This window comes from Paraburkholderia sp. RL17-347-BIC-D (genome assembly GCF_046027915.1).
Lineage (GTDB): Bacteria > Pseudomonadota > Gammaproteobacteria > Burkholderiales > Burkholderiaceae > Paraburkholderia.
The window spans coordinates 1-25,070 of the sequence record NZ_JARESS010000080.1; the positions used below are offsets into that span (position 1 = coordinate 1).

Sequence of the window (25,070 nt, forward strand, 5' to 3'; positions counted from 1 at the left end):
CATGGAGCTACCACGTCTTCGAAATGACCGCATCGTGAAGGCGCGCACGACGCCAGGCGTGAGAGCACTGCAACCCGCGCTGTAACCCGTTGGCGAAATCGGGGCAACCTCCGGCTCCACCCGTCGCGACGAGCCCACGGCGCCATTGCGTTATCACGGCCGCGACCGTCCGCTGACGTCATGAGCTTTCGCTGCCGCTGGACAGATAATCATGGCGTCGCCTGATTTCCAGCGCCTGATCGAGGACATCGGAGGCAAGCTCGAGGCGGATCTGCCGCCGGCAAGCCGGGAAGCCACCAGCCGTGGCGCGAAATAGTGGCGAGCACAGGTGTTGCCACGTTAAGTCAGCGATTGAACCAGCGGTATTGGAGCGCGACCGAGACGGTCTGGAAATTTCCACCGATGCGTGTCGTTAACCCACGCGACCATGCGAGTTTGGCTGACCATTGTGCGGCAAGGGGAACCGACAACGTTACCCCGTAGCGAGTACTGCTTTGCAGGTCCGCGTTCTGGACACCATTGACGCTGGTCCGGCCGCCCGTGAGATACGCAACGTCTGCGGCGATCCACAGTCCGGGCCGCCACGTGTAGCCTCCATGCCATTGGAACACGGCCAGCGGAGACTGGCTTCGTCGCTTGCCACCAAAAAAGTTCGTATTGTCGGTGAACACCCAGACCCCAGCGGCGCCGTCTACAAACCAGTTGCCGACTGGCTGGGAGAATCCCAGTTCAGGTTTGAATGCCCACCGGTTCGAACCCACATTGACGATACGGGCGGGCTGATATTGGCCGGTCGGCGCGACCACGCTCAGGCTGGCACCCAGTATGGTGCTCGGGCTACGCCGGGCAAATTCTCCTGGTGTGAGCGCGGAACCACCCAGCAGATTCGCGGCAATCCGGAACCGTACATCGCCTAGCCCTGAACGCCAGGCCTGACCAGGCACGCCTGCTACATTCCCCGTCAGGTTCGCATTGGCATAAGGCAGCAACACGGCAACGCTGGCGACATGTCCCGCGACGCCAAAGCTATGAGAATAGCCCAGTGAATATGTGTTGATCCGGGCTTGAAGATCGGTGATGGGCAACGACGGGTCCAGCGAAACGTCGCCGGTCGATCGGGCATAGCCCGCCGCCACGAAGTTCGTTCCAACCGGGACGGCCGAATAGCTGCGCGGCTCCATTTCCTGCGCGGACGCCAGTACGGACCAGAGAAGCGCTATTCCCGTCCACCGAGATTGAAAGCGCCAAATATTTCTTGTTGTCGAACCGCAATCTGCGGTGCGTCTGGCACGGACTGCGCAATGCGAGTCGACCGACTCTCCCGGCATTGTCATGAGTTCCTCGCGCCCGCAAGTTGCAAACTGAGCGACGTACGGAGCATCCATTTTGACCCGGTGTGCGAGCCGATGCGCGCGTTCGACGTCCAAGAAGATCTCGAGCCTGCGGACCGGTGGAAATTCGTCTGTTCGAGCAATACGTCAATGCCCGGTACACGCGTGGACAAGTATGCCTTCGGACCCTGTACAACCGGGGTGTTCTTCACAAAGCCCATGATCATTCAACAAGGCATCATGCGTTACTATGCGTAGATTGCAAGGGTCATCCGGTGGTGTGTCGAGCGGTTTGCATGGCCGCAAAGCGATACGCAGAATTTTCTTCTGGCGAGCGATATGAGCGGGTTCTACGTAGTAGCGCCGGCCATCGCGGCATGCATCGCCATGTATTCCATATCACCCACTAGCGTGCGAGCCCAAAGCGGTGCCGCGGCGACGAAGCAGATGCAGTACACGCGGCGGGCAGCGCAGAAAAAGGCGCGTGAAGCGAAGAACGATACGCGTGATCAGATGCAAAAGGAAAACGAAGCGCCGCCCGCGCCGGCGTCTGGTGAGCACTGAGCACGTTACTATCGAGAGATCTGCTTCTTCTTGCTCGGCAAGCCTGGAATCGAAATCAGGTTCGATGCAATGACCGCGATCGAGACGCCGACAAAAATGGCGAGCGCGCCGTAGCGGAATTCCATGGTGCGATCATAGATCAGTCCGGTAATGGCGAAATACAGACCACCTAGCCAGATAGCGACACCTCTAATGCGATCGCAACCCGCCTTTCCGATTTCTTCATCCAGACCTCCAGTATTTACGACTGTCTCGCAAATCAATATTAGTGCGCTATTGCGGCGGATTCAACCGGTACAACGGTCCACGAGTCGGTCTCGGGTCCGCGGCCAAAGCCGCGGTTCGAGCCGCTATCGTCGTGTTCGAGTGTCCACTCAGGAGGGGAGGGGACCTTCCACCCGCCACTGACCTGGAGGAACCGGCGCGCATTGCCCCGTGCTGACGTTGTTGCAGATTTCGATCTACGTCCCTTACGGCCTACCTGCTACTGTTAACCAGGCGGATCACGAGTGCTGGGGATTTGCGTGGTCCCCGAGCCCCTGCAGGCGTGGATGCATCGACATGACATGCCGAGTCTGCACGATGGCCGACAGGGCCGATCGTGGTGCGCGTACTGTCAGCTATCCTGATGATTCGTCGTGCAATTGCGGAATCCCGTGTAGCCGGCCGGCGCACGTCGCGGGGCTGCTTCTGTTTGGTCGCGTGACCGGCGATTCCGAGCCGCCGCGACCCGGCCCAAGCGATCAAGAGGGATTACTGACCCGCTTCTTTAAGTGTCATGGAATTCTTCACAGAGGTAACGCCGGGCACACCCTTCGTTATCTCGCCCGCCTTGTCGATCTGGCTCGAGTCAGTGACAGATCCAGCAAGCGTCACTGCGCTACCTTTTGCGATGATGTTGATTCTGGAAGTGTTGACACCGCCCTTTGAGAGTGCGTGAAGCACTTTCTTGCTGAGTGCGCGATTCGCCTGTCTGGTGGCTTTCGCGCTTCCCCCGCTTTCCGGCGCCATGCTGGATTGAGTCGACGTCGAAGCGGATTCACTAGTCTGCGACGACGCATTGATGGATACCACAACGATCAATGCGCCACTTATCAGCTTGAATGTCCTGATTGCTTTCATTGCTCGCTCCTGTTGAGCCACGATTAATCCCGCAGAGATCGCCGGGCTGCATCTGACAACGGACCTTACCCCGACCAGCATGCTCGTCGGGGTGTTGATCGTTGCACACGGTCACCACCGGTTCGACTCACGTAAAGTGGTCCCTCAAGAACCCTCCGATTCTTCCAGAAGAGGTTATGGACGCGGGGCTGCAATTTGCCCAACGTTTCCGGATTGAGCGAATGGAAGGTCAGCGCTACCGCGGGCCGCGTTCCATCGCCGGGGACGTGCTTGATCTCATCGTACGGACGGAATCCGTACTTCACCAAAAACTCCTGGATCTCGTCGTCGGAGGTATCAGGTTCAATGTTCCCCAACATCAAATGCAGCATTTTGCGCTCCTGTCATTTACGAATGCGCGCCGTATCTCGGCGTTCAGGTCTGCCTCCTTACCTCGCTCCGTTGAATATGCATTTGTAGCGTCAGCCACCCGCCTCGCCGGCGTGATACCTGGCAACCGCATGGTCCATGTTGAAGAACATCCTGTCCTCCCCGAGCGTCTCTCCCAGAGGCGAGCGCCGGACCATCGCAAGTACGCCGGGATTCAGGCCGACGAGCCAGACCGTGATCCTCTCTTCCTCGCGCAACTTTTTCTCCGCTTCTGTCAGCATCTTCAAGGCGGTGAACTCGAAATCGAATACTCCCGCGAGATCGAGTGCCACCACCTTCGGCTTTGCCACGCTAACCGGCAGTCTCATCTTCTGGCCGATGCGCTGCGCATTGGCAAAGAAGATCCGCCCCTCAGGCCTCAGCATCAGCATGCCGGGGAAGGTTTCATCCTCGGGGTGCTCGCTCGACTGCGGGCGGAACACATTCGTGCCGGGCTTCCTGCCAAGGACATAAACCGGCGGATCTGACACCTGGTGAGCGAGCGCCACCATCGACACAATGATGGCGACGACAATCCCCTCGAGCGTACCGACCAGCACCACGCCGACCAGCGCGACCAGCGCCCAGACGAACTCCATGCGCCGCACTTTGAGGATTTCCCGGAACTCCGCCGGCTGGATCAGCCCGACCGAGTACACGATGACCACTGCGGCCAGTGTGGCTTCCGGCATCAGCCCGATGAGAGGAGCCAGCAACAACATCGTGCCGAGCGCGGCTAACGACGTGACGAGTCCGGACAGTTGGGACCGTGCGCCCGACAGGCGGTTCACGGCGGTTTGCGTAGTCCCTCCGCCAGCGGCCATGGCGCCGAAGAACGCACCACCAAGGTTCGCCAGTCCCGTCGCCAGCAACTCCTGGTTCGGCTGTGGCGTCGGCTCGCCACTTTTCGCGAACGCCCGTCCGGCCGCGATGGTTTCGGTAAAGCTCATCAATGCGATGCCGAGGGCTGGTGGCCAGAGCGCCATCATCATCTGCGGATCCGGCGGCGTGAAGGCAGGCAGCCCCGTTGGCACCTTGCCCACCGTCGCCACCCCATACGCCGACAAGCCGAGCAGGCTCACGCCGGCAATTCCCGCCGCCACCGCGATCAAGGGCGCGGGCGCACGCGGGACGAAGCGTTCCATGGCGATCAGAAGGCCGATCATCGCCACGCCAACAGCCACAGTGACCAATGACGCTTGCGGAACCCCCTGCACGGTAGCGAGCAGGTTGTGAAAAAACGAGCCTTTGTGAAAATGGATGCCAAGCAGCTTCGGCACCTGGTCCACGACAATGACAATCCCAACGCCTGCCTTGAAGCCGATCAGCACCGGTTCGGAGATGAAATTCGCGACAAAGCCCAGCCGCAGCAGTCGCGCCACGATCAGGATCACTCCCACCAGGCATGTCAGCGTCGCCGAAGCCGTCAGCAGATTGGCGGTATCATTCGCGGACGCCACACCGTCGAGTGCCGTCGCGACCAGGATTGCGATCGTTGTCGTCGTACTCGCGCTGAGGACGCGTGACGTTCCCAGCAAAGCGTAGATGAGCATGGGCGCGAACGCTGTGTAAAGTCCGACCTGAACCGGCAGGCCGGCGATAGTCGCATAGGCGAGCGCCTTCGGGATGACGACTGCGGCCACGGTCAGCCCGGCGATGATGTCGGGCCGGGCCCATTCCTTCCTGTAATCGCCAAGCCATTCCGGAAAAGGCATGCGGACACCGCCGGCTGAATGCCGTAATGTCTGGCGGCCAGGCCGGCTATGGAGTTTTCGTTGGCGTGAAGAACGTTCTGGCTTCATGGATCACGGCCGAGAGTGAAGGCACTTGATTTCGCGCTGGTTGCCGGGATGAAGGTTCGCGCGATCTGGCTGCTGAGCGTGAGCGGAACATGAGCGATGACCGCAGCAGTTGTGAATCGCGTCGCCTGCGGGCGATGTCATGAAGGACCATCGGCGGTCGTCAGTCGAAATACATTGGAAGGTCTCCCGCGGCCCGGCGCTGTCGTTCGAGCGAATCTGGCCCAGCATTTCCGGCAACTTATGAAGATTGCGATGATTGGCGGAATCGTCTTCGCTGGCGGGTCGCGTTTTATGGCTGCCATCCTTCGGCGGGCTGCGTGTCGCAATATCGCCGTCATGATGGCCCTGGTCCGTAGTGATCCGCCAGGGTCAGAATTTCTCCGCTATGTTCTGTTCCTCCTCGCTGACCTCCAGCCAGTATTTGAGCAGGATGACTCCGGATCCGACGATTGCATCTTCGACCAGCGGCACCGCCGCCAGGAACTTCACCACGTCCTCTTCGGAACAGAAACCCATCACGCGCTCGACACCCGCACGGTTGTACCAACTGCGGTCGAAGATTCTCACGCGCTCAGTAATCGCCTTGATAGCGCCACCCTTACCTGCGCCGTCGCGTCCTTCAAAGACTATGCAGACCTTGCTACCCGTTTGCACCACCCAGTACGACAAGGAGTTGTCTTCCAGTGACCAGTCTTTGTTTGCCCCTGTCTTCGCCATTCCTCGTCTCCATGCGCGCGGCTGACCTCCGGAATTCTGGAAATCCTTTCAAAATGTAGGGTAGGTGCCAGTACGAATGGTTGCAATGCGACTTTAGTCCGATAGCGTTTCTGCTAAGCCCGCCGTAGGCTGGGTGCATCTGCTCCCTTGCCAGCCGATCCGATGATTGTCGCAACCACGGCCGGGAACCTTCGGCCCGTCGTTGACCGTCACTCCGGGTCCACTGATGCACGTCACCCGTCGAGGCACCTCCCGGGTGCAGTTCCGCTCCTGATTGACACACGGCGGCCACCTGATTCCGCGCAGGGACCTCAAATCAGGTGTTTGCCGTGCCTGCCCGTTCGGCCAGCAATGAACGTGACCATCCGCTATCTGCTCAAGGGGAGTTCATGCGCGCTACCGGTCTGACGCATCAGGAAGACACCGAAACGCGTGAACCGATCCTCGATACCGTGGATCGGGTTTCGGAACTGTGCTTTGGCTTGTTCATGGCGCTTACCTTCGTCGGCGCCGTGTCGGCTGCCACCGCAGGAGAAGATGCCGGCCGGAAAATGCTGTACACGGCGCTTGGCTGCAATCTCGCATGGGGGCTGGCCGATGCTGTAATGTTTCTGGTACGCACCCTGACGAATCGCGGCAAGCAACTCACGCTTGCGCGTACGGTGAAAAACGAACCGGACGCTGCGGCCGGGGCGCGCGCGCTCCGCAAGGCGTTGTCCAAGGCAATGAAGACTCTGGTTGCCGATGGTGAGTTAGAGCTTATCCGGGCACGTATTGTTGCAACGACGACTCTGCCTCACCGCCCGCGGCTGTTGCTCGAAGACTACATCGGTGCGGCAGGGGTTTTCGTCATCGTCGTCCTGTCCACGTTCCCGGTTGCCTTGCCGTTCGTCCTGTTCAAGGAAACCTCAACTGCCTTGACTGTTTCTCGTGTGCTTACGCTGGCAATGTTGTTCTGTTCAGGCATCGCGCTGGGTCACCATGCCGGATTCGGCGGATGGATAGCAGGATTCGCGATGGTGGCCCTCGGTGTCGTGCTGACCATAGCGATCATTGCCTTGGGCGGATGAGCGTGATGGTTACCACCGCCCACACTGCGACGGCGAGCACCCGGGATCACATTAAACCGTACGCCTGCCAAAGACCCTTGATCGCAATCCGCAACCGAGTGCAGTGACCTAGGAGCCATCGGCAGCCACGGGTCCTTGAATGGCCGCACTTAAAAGTGGTTGTCGAGGAGTCTTGTGCTTGACGAGCAGATCTGGTGGCTGAAGCAGCCATTCGAACCATTGTCACGGGTGCGCCTGCTGCATTAACGCGCTGCCGGGAAAAGCCGACAAGCGGTGTGGAAACGGTCGAAGTTACCTAGACCGGCGTTCCACTTCCTTTCTGGCGGAAATAGGGTAAGTCAGCCATAGCGAGGTAAACATGAGACGTATTCTGGCGAGCGCCTTTAGGTCTTTCGTGTGTATGCCTTGCCGCGCAGAACTGCGACGAGATAAAGAACAGCTGCGCGACGGGTTATAACCACGATATTCAGGCATGCGGAAATTCGCCTGACCGGAGGGCGGGCATTTGCCGGGCTCAAGCGCACAATAAATACATCGTTGCACAGGGCGGGTGGTTGCGAAGCGTGATCGCAACAGGCGCGTCCGTCGCGTCGACAAATGACCCGGGCTTCATGCGGTGCGCTGAGGGAATGTACGCGAGGCTCACTCCATCAGCTTTCGCCATAACCGAGCTCCGTATTGGCATCTGATGCCGTGTAGTAGACGCTCCCATAACCGCAGGCATTCGGCGATGAGGACCAGTCGTGTTAGGACCTCAGACGGCAAATAGTGCGTACTTGGATCAAGCTGTTAAGTTTTGCGGGAAACTGACCTATCCCTTGAGGTTAGGTGAGTCGATCGCGCAGATACACCGCGTAGTCTCGTACACATCGCCTGAGCGCGGTGATCACCGCTCGAGGCGTGGCGGCTATGACCTGCAGCCGCCCGAGCGTCAGGCGGGCCACGAACCGGCCATCCTGAGCCTGGTACAGCCAGAACCACGGACGCCCTGCGGCGAGGCTCGAAAGCGGCCGGCGTCGCACGCGGGCCGCTGGCGGGGCAATCGCGTAGACGGCATGCCGGCCTCCACCGGACATGGGAGGCCGGCGCCGTCTGGCACGTCGACAGCACAACGTCACGACGTACCGTCTGCTCTGCGGCCTATGCCACATGCCGCGCAGTCTTGCCAGGAGGCCGGTTCGTCCAGCAACCGATACTGTCGATCTTCGGCACGTGGCAATTCGTTAAATCGCGCACGGGATTGCGATACTCTGACGCGTAACCGATACCGGCGGAGAGAACAATGATCAAGCTTCGAAAGCTCGTCGCTATTTCTCTGGTCTTCCTGCTGCACGCCTGCGCCGGCTTGCCACCTCAGACCGCCCGGCCGCTGACATACGCGTTGGATGACACGCAGGCCACGCGTCTGGGCGCCGTTTTCGGGCCGACGGAACAAGAGCATCCGGGAAGCAATGCATTTCACCTGCTGTCAGACGGTGTGAGCGCACTCGTGGCGCGCATCGTGCTCACCGAGGCTGCGGACCGCACCCTCGATCTCCAGTATTACATCTGGCACGACGACTTGACCGGTCGCGAACTTGCCGCGTCGTTGCTCAGAGCAGCCGACCGCGGGGTAAGGGTTCGCGTGCTGCTCGACGACCTCGGTACGAACGCAGACGACCAGCGTCTGCTCGCGCTCAACGCACATCCCAATATAAAGATACGACTATTCAATCCGGTTGCGAGTCGCAACTTCAAGATGATAGGAACGGTGTTCGAGTTTTCCCGCGTGAATCGACGCATGCACAATAAGGCTCTGATCGCCGATAACCAGGGAGCCATTCTCGGCGGACGCAATATCGGTGACGAATACTTTGGCGCATCCAGCGTCGTCGCCTTTGGGGATCTTGATGTCCTGGTACACGGACCGATTGTCCGCAAGGCGTCAAACGCCTTCGACGAGTACTGGAATTCGGACGCGTCCTATCCGATCGACCGGCTGACGGGCCATCGCGCGGAACCAGACGCACTTGCCGCCCTCCGCGCCAAGCTGGACGCATACATCGCGTCAGAGCGAGATACGCCGTACGTCGTGGATGCCCGGGAGCGTCTGGTTCGGGCGATTGACTCACGCGATGCCGACTTCACCTGGGGCCAGGCGACCCTGCTTTACGATGATCCATCGAAGATCACGCGTGGGCCGGGAGACACGCAGGGCCACCTCATGTCGCAACTGAAGGCGCTGGATCTTCAGCCCACGCATGAGATGCTGATCGTATCGCCGTACTTCATACCAGGGGAAAGAGGGGTTGCGTGGATACGCGGGCTGGCCGGGCGAGGCGTACGCGTCACCGTACTGACGAACTCGCTTGCCGCGACCGACGTCACCGCCGTGCACGCAGGCTATCAACGCTATCGTAAGGATCTCCTCGCCGCTGGAGTGCACCTCTACGAGATGAAGCCAGTCATCGCCGATAAGACTGCAGAAAAGAAAAAATCGACGTTTGGTTCATCCAAGGCATCGCTGCATGCCAAGACCTACGTGTTCGATCGCTCGAGCATCTTCATCGGTTCGATGAACCTCGATCCGCGTTCGGTCGAACTCAACACGGAAATCGGTATTTACTGTGGGAGCGACGGACTCGCCGTGCAGGTGATCGACGGGATCGGGTCGAACCTGGACCGCATTGCGTGGCGACTCGACGAACGCTTCGACCCAACTGGGAAAAGCCGTATCGTGTGGATCCAAACGGCGGAGAACGGAACCGTGACAGAACTTGACGAGGAGCCCGGCGTGTCTGCGCTGAAGCGCGTCAGCATCTGGTTCCTCGGTCTGCTGCCGATTGAATCGCAGCTATGATAGAAGCCCAGGCGCCTGTCGGCCACGGGGGCCGCCGGCAGCGCTCAACGAACCCAGAAAATGCTGCGCTGAAACCGCTACGCGCGGCAATGGTTCACCAATCTGGTGCTCGGCGGCCTGTTGGCTGGAGGCGGATCCTTCCCGGGCGTCACGGCGCGCCAGGATGCGCACTACCTGCCGGTCCCGCTCGTGCTGCCCGCGTCCGGCCTGGTGCCACCAGATCGGCAACACCGACCGACCCGGTTCTCGTGGGCATGTGTGACCCTCGCGGAGAACTCAGCCGTTATAGCTCCCGTATTGCCTCGTCGAGAAGCAATCTGCCTGGCAGGAGTTCGGCGCGCGCAAACCGGATAAGCGCTATTGCGCGTACCTGGGGCGGACTGGCCGGAATGTGGGCGATGTGAAACTCGAGCTCATCCGCAGTTTGCGAACTGTCCTTGGTCTGTACCACGTTCATCCGATCCAGGCGAATACGCTTCCTGGTAAGGTAGATGTGCTTTTCCGGTTCGGTCAGAACCTGGCATACCCCGTCGAGTTGGCGCTCAAGCGAGTCCATTGGAGCGCTCAGCTCACCAAGGCGTCGCGAGTTATCTTCAATCTGTGCCTGTACGCGGGCAAGTTCTTCCCATCCAGCAGGAACAGCACCTCCGCACACCGAACGCATTCCTGTGCCTTGGCGCTGTAGTAACACCAAACGCATTTTGAGCAATGCTCGGCCATGTTCAAGTACATCACGACGATCTTTCGCGAGTTTCGCCAGTCCTGTGAGTGACAGTTGATCGCTCACGCGTTGCATGATCTCCCGCCGCAGGTCCGATTCAGTTCGGCCGCAAATCCTTATGCGATGGTCGTCAAAGCAGACCGTGGTTTGCGCAACGTCCCGGCGTACCGTGTCACCTGCGAGTGCCACGCCTAGTACATGACGTTCGATCATTGCCATTCCGAGCACGGCATAGACATGCTCGGCCTCAGGATTCTGGTCGAAGTACACACGGAGTTCTTCTGAACGGCTAACTCTCATCGCCAGTTCGTCGGGATTGGCGAAGTAAGCGCGCACGTAGAGATCCGAATACCACGTGCGTGCACTGGCTTCATGGAGCAGCGGTAACGACGCGACCAGGTCGCGCGCATACCGTAGCGATACTTTGACCGCCGGCGTGAGACGCTCAGCGCAGTGCTGCGCCATTCGCAGCCGCGGATTCAACGTCATGACGCGCTCAACGGTTTCCCTGACCTGCTCCATGTCTCGACGCTCCGTACTCGAATTGTCGTCGCGGTGCAGCCATCTGAAAATGCCCATGTTTGAACCCCTGCAACTTCCGTCGTTTGAAGATCTTCGTCCTCTGCTGCGACTATCCGGCACCGACCGCATCATCCGTCGCGCGCAACGCAGCGTTGGCCATGACCAGCAGCCCAGCGTCGTGATCGCGCAGCGCCAAATCGATTGTGTCGAAAGCGGTCTTCAATTCCTTACGCCCCGGCTTCGTTGCCCTGCCGCTTTCAGAAACGAACTCAGCCTCCCTTTTCAGTCGCTTGACCAGCTTCGCCGCGCACCGGCTATCGAGCGTGCCTTCACGGACGAACGCGTTGATCTGCATTGTCAGTGCCACCAGCGTCGCCTCGGTCGTTTCATTTGAGTCGCCGATATCGTCGGACAGGGATTTCTTGCTCATCAGAGTTCTCCCGGCGTCGCCCGCTCGAATCAAACAGGCTGGAAGCGATCACACAAACTTTTAATCGAAAAACAGTTCCAAAAGTCTATCTCGGTGCGGAAGGGCGCGGCCTGCGCGAAGGCGATATTACGTACCTTACACAAGCTTAGCAGCCGGCGGCGCAGAAGGCTCCGCTTTCGGCAAATGGCCATCGCGGGCATAGCGGATGCGAATGGGAAGACGATGGACAGAGAAGCGCCCGTTGTGGATGCTCTAGGTTGCGGATTGCGGTCACAGTGCTTTTGGCACTTGTGTGGTTGGAAGCGTGCGTCAGATGGTCACGCGCGAGGCGGCCAATCTGAGACGTCCTCGCAAGCGTCGCACAGGCAAAAAGCCGCATAGCGTCGACCGCTTGAGATTTCTAATCTGGCGAGATTTAGTCTCAATCTGCCTACGGGCAACTTCGAAGACAATGATCGTCGGTGATACCGCTCAAAATCGGAAGCCGGCTCCGGCTTCGATCAGATCCGTGTCACGATTGTAGCGCGTGATTACACGATTCCCTGTGATGCGCGTGAGCCAGTGCTGGCTGAGCCGATAGCTCGCTGGTATCGCGAAAAGCGCTGAGATGCGGCCGTCGCCGGTGCGGTTCTGGGGAAGGTCACTGTTTTGCGTGATGGCAACGTACGGACCAACGCCGACTGACAGCGCAAGGTTGTCGTCGAAGAAAGCCCGGGTGGCCCAAAGCTGCATTGCGATACCGTCCCGGCGCGACTGGATTTGACCACCTTCATGGATGTATGATGCGGTCACATCGACATAGCGCCATAATCCGCGCCGGTATTCAAGGCTTCCGGCATTGGCCGACTCGGAATTGCCGCTGTTAAGGATCGTCTTGCCGAACATCACGGTAAGTTCGTTATTCGTTACCTTCGATGTTCTTGGCACCGTGCGTTGCCGTGGACCGGGCTCGCCCTTCGCTTCGAGTTGGTAGCCGATGCCAAACAGCAGCGCGGTCGCGTCGGGGTCGACAAACACCTGGACATGATTCAACTGCGCCTGGGCAATCCATTTCCGATCGAAATAATACGCGGCGCGCATGCTCCAGACGACTCCCCACCCGTGCGTATTCGAATAGTCGCCTCCGGATCGTGCTGCGCTCGTGTCGAAGTACCGATACGGCCCCGCACCTGCTGATAACTCCAGTCGATCGTTCCATAGTGGCAGGTGTCCCCAGGCTTGTATGGTCTGGCCATCGCGACGATGGTGCGGGATGTGACCTTCGTTGATCCAGGAAAAGCTCCATGCCGCAAAGCGCCCGAGTCCCTCGCGATAACTGGCGCTCCAGGAATAGGTGTTCGCACTTTCGCTGAAGAGAGGGCCGGCCAGCATCGAGAATTCCTGTGCGCCGGCGGGCGGAGATAATGAGATAATAGGAGGAGGGTGCCGAGCAGTAGCGTCGACAGTGAAAGAGTGCGACCCTTGTCGCTTTCGTTTGCGGGGTAAGCGGCTCGTCCCCACCGTCGTAGGTGGTTGCTGCGATACACAGCAAAGTGATGTCCATCATTTCCGATTTGATGGACACCACTTTGTCAGAGTCTCCAGAGAAGAAGCATGGAAGTCGAGCAGGCCGTCCGAATTACCCACGGGAGCTTCGGGATCGGCTGGCGGCAGCAGCGTGTGAGCCGGGCGTCTCGGTCGCGAGACTGGCCCGTGAGAATGGCATCAACGCGAACATGTTGTACACCTGGCGGCGGCGATATCTTGCCGAGCAGCAAGCTCCGTCTACCAGCCTCCTCCCGGTCGTACTGCTGAGTGACGCGCTGACGCAGGTCGTTGCGTCATCTTCGGGGGTTCCTCAAGCGCCAGATATGAAGCCGGCGTCTCCTGGGGGCACGATCGAGATCCGCATCGGCCGTGCGGTGGTTAAGGTAGACGGCCTGGTCGACGCTGACATGCTGCGTACCGTGCTGGGTAGTCTGCGATCATGATGTCTCTGCCGGTTGGTACGCGCATCTGGATCGCTGCAGGCGTGACCGATATGCGATGTGGGTTCCAGGGACTGGCCGCAAAGGTACAAACGGCGCTTGAAGAGAATCCGCTGGGAGGCAACGTCTACATCTTCCGGGGCCGCCGGGGCGACCTCGTAAAAATCCTCTGGGCAACGGAGGACGGAATCTGGCTTCTCGCGAAGCGGCTTGAGCGGGGCCGTTTTATCTGGCCCCAGGCCGACGGCGGGAAGGTCCATCTGAGTTCAGCACAACTGTCGATGCTTCTCGAGGGCATCGATTGGCGACAGCCCCGTCGTACCGCCGCGTTATCGATGTTGTAAACCGCGCCGCGGACTCGTAAACTACGGCGTATGTCGAACGGCGCCGATCTTCCAGACGATGTCGAATTGTTGAAGGCCTTGCTGGTCGAGGCCCGTAGTCTGCTTGCTGAACGCGATGTCGAGATCGAGCAGCTTAAGGCACAGATCGACAAACTTCGGCGCATGCAGTTCGGCCGCAAGTCCGAGCAGTTGCAGCGGCAGATCGAGACCCTCGAGACCCAACTCGAGGATCTGGCCGCCGGACGCGGCGTTGCAGACATGGAGCGTGCGCAAGCTCGAGGCGCAAACGCTTCCTCCTCCAATGCAACGACGGACGAAGCGGCTTCGAGGCAAGCACTGGCTGCGCACCTCGCGCGTGAGGATCATGTGCGCGAGCCCGAATCGAGTTGCCCGGACTGCGGTCAACAGATGCAGGTGCTCGGTGAGGACGTGTCTGAGCAACTCGCCCGGGTCGCAGCGGCGTTCAAGGTCGTTCGCACGATCCGGCGCAAATTCGTTTGCCCATGCTGCAGCACCATCAGGCAGCCGCCGATGCCCGGCCTTCCGATCGAGCGGAGCATCGCCCATCCAAGCTTGCTGGCGGATATCCTCGTTTCGAAATACGCAGACCACCAGCCGTTGTATCGGCAATCGGCGATCGCGGCGCGCGACGGCGTGATGCTCGACCGGGCCAGCATGGGTCGCTGGGTCGGTCAATGCGAAGCGTTGTGCGCGCCGCTGATTGAAGCGCTGCGCCGCTATACGACGGCCGCCACAAAGCTGCATGCGGACGACACGCCGATCCCGGTGCTCTCACCGGGCAACAGGAAGACCCGCACCGGTCGGCTATGGGTCTATGTGCGCGACGATCGTCGCTCGGGGTCGACGCAACCCGCTGCGGTATGGTTCGCATACTCGCCGAACAGACAGGGCATCCACCCTCAGACTCATCTCGCCGGCTTCAGGGGGACCCTGCAAGCGGACGCTTACGCGGGCTTCGATGAGCTGTTCCTGGGTGGCTCCGTACTGGAAGCGGCATGTCATGCTCACGCGAGGAGAAAGTTCTACGACATCCACGTGCGCACGCCGTCCGACACGACGCAAAAAGCACTTGAATACATTGGCGCGCTATACGACATCGAGGCCTCCATTCGCGGCAAGCCCGCGGCCGAACGGCTACGAATACGGCAGGAGAAAGCCAGGCCACTGCTTCAAATCTATGAAGCGTGGCTCAAGGCCAAGCTCGAAACGTTGTCGTCGAAGTCCGACACTGCCAAGGCGATCAACTACTCGCTTAACCAGTGGCGCGCTCTGACGCTATATTGTGAAGACGGCACGCTCGAGATCGACAATAACATCGCGGAAAACGCGTTGCGTTGTGTAAGCCTGGGGCGGAAGAATTTCCTGTTTGCCGGTTCCGACAGCGGCGGTGAACGGGCCGCCGCAATGTACGCGCTGATCGGGACTTGCGCACTGAACGACATCGATCCGCGCGCCTATCTGGACTATGTGCTCACTCACATCGCTGACCATAAAATCAATCGCATCGACGAGCTTCTGCCGTGGCGCGTGGCCGACAAGCTGCACACGCCAGCCAGTCCGCCGACACCTGCTACCTGACAGTCCAAGTCCAGATCACCATCATGCCTCACGTGCACGCGCGTGGACGAACGGCCCACGTGAGCCGCTTACTTTGCGGGCACGATTTGAGCGTTTGCAAAGCTTTGCATACGATTGTCACCTTGAACGAACCGCTTCATTTCGCTCATCCTCTATCGGATGGGAAATTCCAGGTTGCCCGCGTCGAGGGTCTCTCCTATCTAAGCCGTGCGGACGAACAGAGCGCGGATCTTGGTCCAGAAGTCACCACCCGGCACGAAAAAACTCAGTGTGAACATGAGATCGACAAGCACCTGAAGCTGTCAGATGTTCGGCCTGAGCCCTGGCCAGAACTGGTCGACATAAGACTCAAGCATCGCCCAGATCAAGGGCAGGCTGAACATCACCAGGTCGATGGCATGCCGGGTGGGGCCGACAGTTTTGCTGGGTGCCAATCGCTTCGTACGACCGAAAACAATCGTCTTGAGTTGCTAAAATCGATGGATGTTGGTCTCGTGCCACACATCAGCGGAGAGTGGCGTGTTCCCGATTGTCCAGAACAAGGGTCGTGCAGTCTCGCCGTGCTGCGGCAAAACACCTTCAGAGCGCTACACAAGCACCCACGAAAGGCAGGGAGCCGAACGGTTCCTTGCCTTTCTTTTTTTGAAGAGATTAGGCTTCACGTTTATAGGTTTAGCCGCGTCACCTTGGTGCCAGCGAGCGAAGCGTCTGCCATCAGACCGGTGTTGGTCAGCACAATGGCTTCCACCGGTGAGGTGGCCGTCGTCGTATCGAGCGTGCCATTCGCACCCACTTTCACGAGCGAAACCGCTACGTCGCCGCCAACGGACCAGCCGGCCGAGTTGCGAAACTTGTCGAGCGAGTCTTGCGTCATGAAGAGAAAGATGACGGCCGTCGACTGGGCACCGGCCTGGAATCCGAATGACCCCGATGCCGTGCTGTAATAGCCAGCCGTCGTGCCCCCAACACGCAATGAGCCTTCGCCGTACTCGGCGCCGGCGATGAAGGCTGCCTTAACCACCGACGGGAACACCAGCACCCCTTGTGCCTTCGATACGAGCTCGCGAGAGCCCTTGACCGTCGAGAATAGCCGCGACAACGTACCGTTCACGTCCGCGTCAATCGCCTGGCGCTTCGAGGCATCGGTTTCAGGGCTCTTGCCGCTGCCCGGGGTCATGGTGCAGCCAGTGAGCGTCAGACTTGCAGCAGCAGTTGCAGCCGCGGTCCTCAGCACAAAATCTCGTCTGTTCATATCGTCCTCCATTGTGGCTCCGAGGTGGATCCCCGGTGCTTGACTCTGGCCGCTTCATCCTTCGGTCCAGTTCTAATCAGCGGTCTGTAAACGGGGCGTGAAACGGTTAGCCGCGTCAGCCGACAGCGTTTCAAGCATTAATTTGGTGTGCAGATCTCCCATCACGTCTCAGTTTTTGTCACCCATATGGTTCCTGCCAAACTGGCCGGTGCCGTAGCCCATTGTCTTCAGCGCTGTGGCAATCGCTACTGCCTCGGCCCGCTTGCCCGACCGACACGCCAGTCTGGCTGAATGGCCGTGCCGGTACGAATCGGCAGCTCGCTGGCGATGAAGTTCGCGCCACCCGCAACGCAATTTTTCCCGGCTGGGTAGTTCGTATTGCAACCTAAACACATCGCACACGGAAATCGATCGTCTCCATCACGTAGAAGCTGCCCTCTAAGACGGGTGGTCTGATGCCACTGTGATAATTGTGCTCACATTGACGGACCTATTCAATTGAACTTTGGTCCTATTCGACATTTGGTGTGAACGCGCAGCATCAGGTCGAGTTGTTCCTTCGCGAAATCGGCGTCGACCATACTCAGTGGAATCATGTGAAAGGCCAGATCCCACGCGGCGTACCAGGGATACTCTCATTTGTCGTGCATCGAGGTAATGTCGTCGTTGTACATGTGTACCCAGTCGCTGTTGCGCACCCGCCGGCGTTCCGCATGCGGCAACTGGCTGCCCGTGCCATGCTCGGCAAGCCTGCGCCCGAGGTCATGGTGGAAATACTATTTGGTCCAGAGCATGCCGGCTAGCGCCTGGCGCATGATACTCGCACGGTCGGAGTCATCGCGAACGGCGAGTGGGGTAGTCGACGCATAGAAGGCATCGGCCTCGCTGATACCGCCGAGGCCGTCCTCGCCCCACCGGCAGACGCGAGACCGGGCGTGGTCGGGAGTGCAGTGGTTCCAGGCGTCGCCGTCGTCGCTGTAGTCTTCGCGCACGGTCACCCACTGCCGCTCGCTGAGGTACGACCCCCACTTTTCCTAGACCGCGCGATTCGTCTGTCCATCGCGGAGACGGTTCTGCTCTGCTTCGTTGATCATGGGGTGCTCTCCTTCGGGCCGGAAAAGTCGGGTGCCGGGGTGGCGTGCGTAGCGGCTGAGGCAGAGTGCGCCGGTGAGCAGTGGGCGAACGAGTCAATTGCGACATGGGGCGAGACTGGCCGCTTCAAATCTGCTTCTCGTCGCCTGGCGCAGCATTCTGCGGCTGGTCCTCAACCCATTGCCAGAACAGCTGGTAGCCCACCGCGAGCGCCACCGGGCCAATAAACAGTCCAATGACGCCGCCGGTGACCATGCCGCCCAGCGCGCCGATGAGCACCACCGGCATCGGCACATCGACGCCACGACCCAGCAGCAGGGGCTTGAGCACGTTATCGGCCAGTCCCGCGATGAACACATAGATGGAGAAGACAACGGTCGCCACACTCGCGCCCTCCGTGGCAAAGACGAAAATGATCACCGGGACGGTGATCAGCGTGGCCGGCAGTTGCATGATTCCGAGCAGCAGCACCGCCAAAGCCAGCAGGCCGGCGGCAGGAATGCCCTTGACAACGAAGGCGACGCCAATCAACAGCATCTGGATAAAAGCGATGCCTACCACGCCCTGGGCCACCGCTCGAATGGTGGCGGTGCACAGCACGGCGATGCGCGGACCTTTCTCCGGGCTGAAGAACCGCGAGGCGATCTGCACGGCGCTGCGGCTGCCCTGCTGGCCATAAGCCATGAAGATGCCCGCGATGATCAGGGCGAACACGAATATCAGCAGGCCTTTGCCAACGCCCGCGACCGCGCCCAGCAGCGCACGGCTGACGTCCTTGAGCTGCGGTGCGAGTTTCTGCAACAGGCCGGTCAAGTCGGTGGCGGCTTGCAGCCAGAAGTCATACAGACGCTGGCCTACCAGCGGCCAACTGGCTACCGACTCGGCCGGCGGCGGAATGTGCAAACCCTCGCTCTTGACGATGGCCATGGCATGCTCCACGGAGTCGACCATGGCGACGCCCAACAGATAGGACGGCAGGATGATGATGGCGATCGCGATCAGGACAATCAGCGTGGCGGTGCGACCGTCTTTGTTGCCCAACCTGCGCCTTAGCCTCACCTGCAGCGGGTAAAGGGTGATCGCCAGGATCAGGGACCAGACGATCAGGTTGAGGAACGGGAGGACTATCTCGAAGCAGAAAATCGCCAGGACGGCGATCAGCCCGGCACGGATCAGTGCCTCGAGCAGTCCACGGGACAGCGCCTTTTCGGAAGTGGGCGTGGGCAACATCAATTGTCTCCGTGCAGGTCGCCGCAAAGGTTCACACCGGGAAGCAGGCCACTGGCTCAACGGGCGGCCGAGGATGCAGCGGCGTGCCAGAGCCACGTCGTTGCTTGCGACTCAGCCGTGAGTACCAGTTCTGTAGTACAGCACTTATTTCGTGGCCGATGCCACGTGCAGAGTCCGATGAAATCAATATTGGTAGTGGCGCTGGCCAATGGCAATTGGACTTTGGTTCAATTTCTCACCAGCGAGCGCTCTATTGATGGCCATGGCATCCTCCACGGAGTCGACCATGGCGGCGCCAACACGTAGGTCGGCACGTTGATGATGCCGATCGTGATCGGGATCATCAGCGTGGCGGTGCGGCCGTCTTTCTTGCCCAACCCTATACCTCAGCTTCACCTGCAGGGCTACTTTGACCCCGCGACCACGCGGTCAACCGATAAGGTCAGCGAAGCCTGTGGATCGAGAAATTTGCGCACGAGCTGATCCAGCTTTTTGGCCGTTGCGGGATCGGTGTCGGGAAAAGTCGTACCGGTAATTTGCGGATTGCTCAGGAGGACGTTACGACTGCCGACGTCAACATCCGTGTGCATCTGGAGCGCAACGATGCCCACTTGCGGTTTGCCGCCACGCGGAGTCACGCTTATCGCCATCCGACCGGTCACTTCCTTGAAGTCCTTCCAGTCGTCGATCTGTGGCTGGTAATAGGTGAGGGTCGCGTCGTCCCGAACAATTTCACGTGGTCAGCCGGGATCCTGAGTCGCGGCGCGGATCGGCTGCAGGGGCCGACAATGCCAATGTCAGCATCAACACTCGAATGGGCAGTCTGGATGTTGCCATGTTTCGCTCCTGGCGGCCTCAAAGACACTTTCCGCAATATGATCAGAGCCTGGGACGAAATACGAATTGGCCGACACAGGCTAGAGATTCTGGCGGTTGGGTCGGGTTCGCAGTCAGTGGTACAGATCTTGAAAGATAGGATCACGACTGGGTCGTATGCAATTGGACCTTGGTTCAATTGCATACTGCTGCGCGGCGCGCAAGATGCTGATAAGTGACCGGAAGTGGGCGAATTTCGATAGTCGTGCGCTTCGTGGGACACGGGCAACGTCAGGCTGCGAAAGGACAGGCGCGGGCAAGCGCCGCTTCGGAGACCGAGGCCGCTCTACGCGTATTACCCTGGTCGGAGGACAGCAGGATGAACCACATCGTCGTCGCGTTGATTGCGTTCCTATGCGTTTTCGGCAGCGCGCTGGTCGGTTCCTCTTGATACTTTTGAACGAGCTTGCCGGCAACCATATCCAGAACCGGGTATTGCGCAGCTGCCGTACCTGCGAACAGCAGCGCCGGTACGATCGCAAACCATAAGAGACGCTTGTTCATTACATCGCCCTCACAAAACCGTCAAACGGTCATCAGCGAGGAAAATGTCGCGATCACCGCTTCCATAACGATGGCCTGGTTCCTGATTTCCGCAGGCCGAGTCCTGGAACGGGCAATCAAATGCACGTGCCCAAGAAACAGAATAGGGGACCTGAGTGGACACCGATATTGAACCTTGGTCTAATGTGTGTGCGGAGTCCGCTGGCGGAGATACTTTGTACGCAACCGGACGGAATCGGGCATGCATGAGCAGACTGATTCGCAATGAGCAATAGAGCACGACCCGTTTCGTCCTGCCCGGCGTGCCTTTATCACGCTGTTCTCTGTACGGCTGCAATCGCCGCTAGCGGGACCGCGTCGCCGCACGTAACACCAATGCTGAATCTAATTGCTTTTTTTTCCCATTCCGACGCATGCAGGTTTACCAGTAACGTGCGGACGCCGGGGCGATACAGATCCTTGCTGATTCGAATCTCAGTCATTCAGACTACATGCGACGCCGCGCGTGAACATTTGCCCTTTGGTTCAATCAGGGTGATGTTCAGCGTTAGCGTGGCGGCTTCTATTGCATCGATTGAAGAATGCACGATCTCGACATTTACTATGGCTGGCATCAGGACTACGATTGATTTACTGGCCAGTTTTATTTTGTGTGTAGTAGTTACCTGCCTAGTCATACGGCTGGCCATGCCTGCATTTCCTCCTGTGCTGGCAGATCTCCCTGAATCGTCGCAAGACGACGCGCTATAGAAGTGACGGACCGGCAATCTGGCAAACACGCTGCCTTAGAAACGCGCGAGCCAGCGAATTACGGTCCTGACTTTCTGGCCCGCTGCACAATATACGTAGCGGCAAAATCAGCCTTCGGGTCAGGCGCGTTATCTCTCGTCGAAATCCAGAGCGAGCTTTTCCGTCAGCCCATCTCTCGGCGCAAGCTGTTGAGAGGAATCCCGGCCATGAGCATCGTCATGCCAGCGATCATTGTTCTGGAAACCGCCATCATTCTTTGGCTGTCGATTTTGTTTACCAGGCGCTGGCGAATGGCGCTGGCGAGCCGTAGTCTTAAACCGCCAAATCTTGCGGATTATGTCGAGCGCGCGATGACGCGTGAAGCTGCGATGCGTCCGCAGGTTTTCACGATGTCCGCTGGTGCCGGTCCGCGCGACGTCGTATCACGAGCCGGTTCCTCAGCAGAGAGGCGCGTGGAACAGCATCAAGTGGCGGAAGAAGCGATCTCGCCGGAAGCAGGTCAACGTGCGCGCGCGGAGCGTCCAATAACGGATAGGGACCATGCCGCGGCTTCCGCACGATCGGTTCGCCGCCAGTCTCATGAAAGTGGCGGACGATCCGCAGGGTTGAACGATTCTCATGTGGTCGTGTTGGAAAAAGGAAGCGGCGAAGCGTACTTTCGCGAGGCGCTCGCGCTTTTGCCTATTTCGATTCTGATGCTCGACGAGCGTGGCCGCATGTTGATGGTCAATCGACAAGCCGCCAGGCTGTTCGGATACGAATGCGACGAATTGATAGGCAAGCCGGTCGAACTGCTCGTGCCCGCCCTGCATCTGGACCGCCAGGTTGTGCCCAGGGCCGACGTGTTCGCATCGTCCGTGGTCCACGGAAGGTCGCCGTTGTATGAGCTGCCTGGGCGGCGTAATAACGGCACGGAATTTCAGGTGGAGATCGGTCTGAACCCATTTCACTTCGACGATGACAGCGTCACGCTCGCATGCATCATCGATACAGCCGAGCGTTACGAGCTGGAGCGCAACCGGCGGGACCTCGCGCATCTGACGCGCGTGTCTATCGTGGGCCAGCTTACGGCATCGCTGGCCCATGAACTGAACCAGCCGCTGACCGCGATACTGAGCAACGTGCAGGCCGCGCAGCGCTTTCTCACGGCGGACCCCATCGATCTGGATGAAGTGAGAGAGATCCTGAACGACATCGTACAGGCTGACTATCGCGCGAGCGAAGTGATCCGGCGCATTCGCGCGGTCGTCAAGAAGGGCGATCTGGAAGTCGTATCACTCGATCTCGCGGGCATTATTCGCGACGTGGTCCTGCTGGTGCGCGGCGATGCGATCGTGCGTGGCACACGCGTGGCGCTTGACATCGAGGACGATCTGCCGTCCGTGCGTGGCGACAAGGTGCAGTTGCAGCAGGTCATGCTCAATCTCCTGCTCAATGCGTTCGACGCGATGAGTGGGGTGCCGTCCGTAGATCGCGTCGTATCCGTGACGCTCATGCGCGAGAGCACCAATACGGTTTGCATCGCCATCAGGGATCGCGGCCATGGACTGACCGCCGACAAGCTGGACAAGATCTTTAAGCCATTCTTTACGTCAAAACCCCAGGGCCTCGGTTTGGGATTGTCGATTAGCCGCACCATCATCGACATGCACCACGGGCGACTCTGGGCCGAAAACAACATCGATCGAGGCGCGACATTCTTTGTTACATTGCCAGTCGGGGATGCGACGGAGCAGGATGAGTCGCGATAGAGGCCATGACAGATTCCGCTTCGCTTGTATTCGTCGTCGACGACGACGACTCCGTGTGCCGCGCGCTGTCGCGTCTGATTCAGTCAGCGGGCTATCGGGTGGAAACATTCGGTTCGGCACGCGCATTTCTCGACAGGATGCCCGCCGATGCCTGTCCTGCGTGCCTCGTGCTGGATATCGAGTTGCCGGATCTGAGCGGACTGGAACTGGCGCGCGAACTCAATGCGGCGCTGCCGATCATTTTCATCACGGGGCATGGTGACATTGCGATGGGTGTCGACGCGATGAAGGCGGGGGCAACCGATTTTCTGCCCAAACCGGTGTCCGAGACTGACCTGCTGCGAGCGATCGAACAGGCGCTCGCGTACGCGGTTCGAACGCGAGCGACCCGGCGTGAATTCGACTCGCTTCGTGATCGCGTCGAGCGGTTGACGCCGCGCGAGCGCGAAGTGATGGCACTCGTCGTGATTGGCCTTCTGAACAAGCAGGTGGCAAGCGAACTCGGAACGGCCGAACAGACGATCAAGGTTCATCGCAGGCGCGTGATGGCCAAGATGGAAGTCACATCGCTGGCCCAACTCATTCGCGTCGCGGACAAGGTCGGCCTTTCAGGCGTCGCGAAATCGCACGCGGATCGCTGAGCGGCTGCAAGCGGCGTGAACGCTGCGTCGTCCGGGCGTGCTATGACGTCTTTCGGAGTCCACATTGCACCAAGGTCCACTATCGGCATTTGCGCCTGACTCGTAGTCTATGGTTTGGGGGAGTGCACTGCCCCGTGCATTCCCTGACACCGGACTACGTGCAATGGGAAAACTCAAATCATTCGTTGTCGTCGTCGATGACGATGAATCGGTGTGCCGAGCCATCAAGAGACTTCTGCGCTCAGTCGGCATCGCTGCCGAAACCTTCGCAAGCGGCGACGCCTTTCTCGACGTGCTGTCGTCCATGCCGTCATATCGCCCTGACTGCGTCATTCTCGATGTGCAGATGCCGGGGCTCAATGGACTCGAGGTCCAGCAGCGTCTTTCCGGTAGTGGCACGCCAGTCATTTTCATCACCGCCCACGATGACATCAGCGTGCGCGAACAGGCCTTTGCAGGCGGTGCGGTCGCCTACATTCTCAAGCCGTTCAACGATGACCTGTTCATCAGGACCGTACGTGCGGCCCTCGAAGGAGGACAGCCGTCGTAGTCTGAACACGTGCGGGTTCACCCGGTATTGGACCAAAGTTCAATTGCCATGGGGCAGATCTGCTACCAATACTACTGGTACCTGAAGGGCGGCGCGGGTCGCTCAGGGATCCGGTCACGCAGTGACTCCTTTTGAATGGAGCGTCCTATCATGTTCAAGTTTGTCCGCCTGATGGCAATGATTCCAGTCATGCTCGCTGTCGTTTCCTGTACGAGCATTAACCCCACTGCTTCCGCGTCCAGTTCAGGGCGTCCCGAACTGGAACAGAAAGCACGCGATGCGTATCGGCAACTGGTAGCGACCACGCCCAAGGCGGGCGAACTGGCGACCCACGCGACAGCCGTCCTTGTATTTCCGGACATCCTGAAGGCGGGCTTTCTGGTCGGCGCTCAAGGAGGAGACGGCGTGATGTTCGGCCCGGACGGCAAGGTGATGGGCTATTACAACGCGAAGTCGTTGTCATACGGCATGCAGGCTGGGGCACAGAGCTTCCATCAGGCGATGTTCCTGATGACGCCGGCAGCGCTCAGTTATCTGAACAGCAGCGACGGCTGGTCCGTCGGAATGGGACCGAGTGTCGTTGTCGTCGACGAAGGCAAGGCGAAGTCGATGACAACGACCACGTTGCAATCCGATGTCTACGCATTCATCTATGGCCAGGAGGGCCTGATGGCGGGCCTCGGCGTCCAAGGCCAGAAGATCACCAAGATCAAACCATGAGTCCGTGACTTTACGGCGCCTTCTCACGTCGGCGTCGGAGTGCCGTGGGTCCGTGCCGGAACTGGATTGTCCAGGAGGCGTTTCACCATGCAACCCCTGATACGAGTTTCACCCGGGCTTGTGATGCTGGCGCTGGGATGCTCAGTGGCAGCCCAGCAGCCGATCATAACAGGGGAAGCGACCATGAAAAAACACCCTCCGTATGGCGCTCGCAGTGTTCTTCTGCTTCGCTTCGGCCGAACTGTGCGCTGCCGAATTCGACGGCAGC

Annotated in this window: 25 protein-coding genes and 1 pseudogene; 11 read left to right on the top strand and 15 right to left on the bottom strand. The window is 59.4% G+C overall.

The features are described 5' to 3' along the window. Nucleotides 1-344 precede the first annotated feature (344 nt). The gene (locus tag P0D96_RS44200) at nucleotides 345-1,427 is read right to left on the bottom strand and encodes a transporter (RefSeq protein ID WP_408320346.1); all 1,083 of its coding nucleotides are present in this window, start codon (nucleotides 1,425-1,427) and stop codon (nucleotides 345-347) included. Nucleotides 1,428-1,670: 243 nt separating this feature from the next. Between P0D96_RS44200 and P0D96_RS44205 the strand changes: the two genes are divergently transcribed. Next, nucleotides 1,671-1,895 carry a hypothetical protein gene (locus tag P0D96_RS44205; RefSeq protein WP_408320348.1) on the top strand — a complete coding sequence of 75 codons (225 nt, stop codon included), beginning with the start codon at nucleotides 1,671-1,673 and terminating at the stop codon, nucleotides 1,893-1,895. An 8-nt stretch (nucleotides 1,896-1,903) separates the two neighbouring features. Here the strand turns inward: P0D96_RS44205 and P0D96_RS48835 are convergent, their stop codons facing one another. The 5 genes and pseudogenes from P0D96_RS48835 to P0D96_RS44230 form a co-directional block, all read right to left on the bottom strand. Next, a complete protein-coding gene (locus tag P0D96_RS48835) occupies nucleotides 1,904-2,158 on the bottom strand; it encodes a DUF2964 family protein (RefSeq protein ID WP_494478265.1) in 255 nt (84 codons plus the stop codon). Nucleotides 2,159-2,648: 490 nt separating this feature from the next. Continuing rightward, entirely contained in the window at nucleotides 2,649-3,017 is a 369-nt protein-coding gene (locus tag P0D96_RS44215) for a BON domain-containing protein (RefSeq protein ID WP_408183096.1), read from the bottom strand. A gap of 65 nt (nucleotides 3,018-3,082) precedes the next feature. Further along, complete coding sequence (locus P0D96_RS44220) at nucleotides 3,083-3,388, bottom strand: RNA-binding protein (RefSeq protein WP_408183098.1); 306 nt, start codon at nucleotides 3,386-3,388, stop codon at nucleotides 3,083-3,085. Between the two features lie 90 nt (nucleotides 3,389-3,478). After that, on the bottom strand, nucleotides 3,479-5,140 hold the full coding sequence (locus tag P0D96_RS44225) for a SulP family inorganic anion transporter (protein ID WP_408183100.1): 1,662 nt from the start codon (nucleotides 5,138-5,140) through the stop codon (nucleotides 3,479-3,481). A 477-nt stretch (nucleotides 5,141-5,617) separates the two neighbouring features. After that, a pseudogene (locus P0D96_RS44230) lies at nucleotides 5,618-5,944 on the bottom strand (polyphosphate kinase 2 family protein); the annotation flags it as partial. Between the two features lie 389 nt (nucleotides 5,945-6,333). On the opposite strand from P0D96_RS44230, the gene P0D96_RS44235 reads away from it, so the two are divergent. Beyond that, nucleotides 6,334-7,014: a hypothetical protein gene (locus tag P0D96_RS44235; RefSeq protein ID WP_408320352.1), complete on the top strand. Its 681-nt coding sequence runs from the start codon at nucleotides 6,334-6,336 to the stop codon at nucleotides 7,012-7,014. Nucleotides 7,015-7,838: 824 nt separating this feature from the next. On the opposite strand, the gene P0D96_RS44240 is transcribed toward P0D96_RS44235, so the two are convergent. Continuing rightward, the gene (locus P0D96_RS44240) at nucleotides 7,839-8,090 is read right to left on the bottom strand and encodes a hypothetical protein (RefSeq protein WP_408183102.1); all 252 of its coding nucleotides are present in this window, start codon (nucleotides 8,088-8,090) and stop codon (nucleotides 7,839-7,841) included. A gap of 206 nt (nucleotides 8,091-8,296) precedes the next feature. Between P0D96_RS44240 and P0D96_RS44245 the strand changes: the two genes are divergently transcribed. After that, on the top strand, nucleotides 8,297-9,853 hold the full coding sequence (locus P0D96_RS44245; protein WP_408183104.1) for a phospholipase D family protein: 1,557 nt from the start codon (nucleotides 8,297-8,299) through the stop codon (nucleotides 9,851-9,853). Between the two features lie 283 nt (nucleotides 9,854-10,136). Here P0D96_RS44245 and P0D96_RS44250 read toward each other — a convergent pair whose 3' ends face one another. The 3 genes from P0D96_RS44250 to P0D96_RS44260 all read right to left on the bottom strand — a co-directional run bounded on the left by P0D96_RS44250 (nucleotide 10,137) and on the right by P0D96_RS44260 (nucleotide 12,897). Beyond that, nucleotides 10,137-11,096 (bottom strand): hypothetical protein, encoded by a 960-nt coding sequence (locus tag P0D96_RS44250; protein ID WP_408320355.1) that lies wholly within the window; start codon nucleotides 11,094-11,096, stop codon nucleotides 10,137-10,139. A gap of 109 nt (nucleotides 11,097-11,205) precedes the next feature. Further along, on the bottom strand, nucleotides 11,206-11,526 hold the full coding sequence (locus P0D96_RS44255; RefSeq protein WP_408183108.1) for a hypothetical protein: 321 nt from the start codon (nucleotides 11,524-11,526) through the stop codon (nucleotides 11,206-11,208). 471 nt (nucleotides 11,527-11,997) lie between these two features. After that, entirely contained in the window at nucleotides 11,998-12,897 is a 900-nt protein-coding gene (locus P0D96_RS44260) for a hypothetical protein (protein ID WP_408320357.1), read from the bottom strand. A gap of 164 nt (nucleotides 12,898-13,061) precedes the next feature. Between P0D96_RS44260 and tnpA the strand changes: the two genes are divergently transcribed. Genes tnpA through tnpC form a run of 3 tightly spaced genes read left to right on the top strand, consistent with a single transcriptional unit; the run spans nucleotide 13,062 to nucleotide 15,436 of the window. After that, a complete protein-coding gene (gene tnpA / locus P0D96_RS44265; RefSeq protein ID WP_408320359.1) occupies nucleotides 13,062-13,496 on the top strand; it encodes an IS66-like element accessory protein TnpA in 435 nt (144 codons plus the stop codon). Further along, entirely contained in the window at nucleotides 13,493-13,837 is a 345-nt protein-coding gene (gene tnpB / locus P0D96_RS44270; protein WP_408320361.1) for an IS66 family insertion sequence element accessory protein TnpB, read from the top strand. The genes tnpA and tnpB overlap by 4 nt, the downstream gene beginning before the upstream one ends. Before the next feature lie 30 nt (nucleotides 13,838-13,867). Beyond that, entirely contained in the window at nucleotides 13,868-15,436 is a 1,569-nt protein-coding gene (gene tnpC, locus P0D96_RS44275) for an IS66 family transposase (RefSeq protein WP_408320363.1), read from the top strand. A 664-nt stretch (nucleotides 15,437-16,100) separates the two neighbouring features. On the opposite strand, the gene P0D96_RS44280 is transcribed toward tnpC, so the two are convergent. Then, the gene (locus tag P0D96_RS44280; protein ID WP_408183120.1) at nucleotides 16,101-16,688 is read right to left on the bottom strand and encodes a BPSL1445 family SYLF domain-containing lipoprotein; all 588 of its coding nucleotides are present in this window, start codon (nucleotides 16,686-16,688) and stop codon (nucleotides 16,101-16,103) included. 527 nt (nucleotides 16,689-17,215) lie between these two features. Between P0D96_RS44280 and P0D96_RS44285 the strand changes: the two genes are divergently transcribed. After that, complete coding sequence (locus P0D96_RS44285; RefSeq protein ID WP_408183111.1) at nucleotides 17,216-17,491, top strand: hypothetical protein; 276 nt, start codon at nucleotides 17,216-17,218, stop codon at nucleotides 17,489-17,491. 415 nt (nucleotides 17,492-17,906) lie between these two features. Here P0D96_RS44285 and P0D96_RS44290 read toward each other — a convergent pair whose 3' ends face one another. From P0D96_RS44290 to P0D96_RS44305, 4 genes are all read right to left on the bottom strand, one after another. Beyond that, complete coding sequence (locus P0D96_RS44290) at nucleotides 17,907-19,010, bottom strand: AI-2E family transporter (RefSeq protein WP_408320365.1); 1,104 nt, start codon at nucleotides 19,008-19,010, stop codon at nucleotides 17,907-17,909. Between the two features lie 227 nt (nucleotides 19,011-19,237). After that, nucleotides 19,238-19,387, bottom strand: a complete 150-nt coding sequence (locus tag P0D96_RS44295; RefSeq protein ID WP_408320366.1) for a hypothetical protein — start codon at nucleotides 19,385-19,387, stop codon at nucleotides 19,238-19,240. Nucleotides 19,388-19,414: 27 nt separating this feature from the next. Beyond that, nucleotides 19,415-19,672 (bottom strand): hypothetical protein, encoded by a 258-nt coding sequence (locus P0D96_RS44300; protein WP_408320368.1) that lies wholly within the window; start codon nucleotides 19,670-19,672, stop codon nucleotides 19,415-19,417. Between the two features lie 445 nt (nucleotides 19,673-20,117). Next, nucleotides 20,118-20,390, bottom strand: coding sequence for a hypothetical protein (locus P0D96_RS44305; RefSeq protein ID WP_408320370.1), 273 nt, complete (start codon nucleotides 20,388-20,390; stop codon nucleotides 20,118-20,120). Between the two features lie 956 nt (nucleotides 20,391-21,346). On the opposite strand from P0D96_RS44305, the gene P0D96_RS44310 reads away from it, so the two are divergent. From P0D96_RS44310 to P0D96_RS44325, 4 genes are all read left to right on the top strand, one after another. Beyond that, the gene (locus P0D96_RS44310) at nucleotides 21,347-22,891 is read left to right on the top strand and encodes a sensor histidine kinase (protein WP_408320372.1); all 1,545 of its coding nucleotides are present in this window, start codon (nucleotides 21,347-21,349) and stop codon (nucleotides 22,889-22,891) included. 5 nt (nucleotides 22,892-22,896) lie between these two features. Beyond that, nucleotides 22,897-23,532 carry a response regulator transcription factor gene (locus P0D96_RS44315; RefSeq protein WP_408183568.1) on the top strand — a complete coding sequence of 212 codons (636 nt, stop codon included), beginning with the start codon at nucleotides 22,897-22,899 and terminating at the stop codon, nucleotides 23,530-23,532. 163 nt (nucleotides 23,533-23,695) lie between these two features. Further along, the gene (locus P0D96_RS44320) at nucleotides 23,696-24,082 is read left to right on the top strand and encodes a response regulator transcription factor (protein WP_408183569.1); all 387 of its coding nucleotides are present in this window, start codon (nucleotides 23,696-23,698) and stop codon (nucleotides 24,080-24,082) included. A 150-nt stretch (nucleotides 24,083-24,232) separates the two neighbouring features. Continuing rightward, nucleotides 24,233-24,802: a lipid-binding SYLF domain-containing protein gene (locus tag P0D96_RS44325; protein ID WP_408183571.1), complete on the top strand. Its 570-nt coding sequence runs from the start codon at nucleotides 24,233-24,235 to the stop codon at nucleotides 24,800-24,802. Nucleotides 24,803-25,070 lie beyond the last annotated feature (268 nt).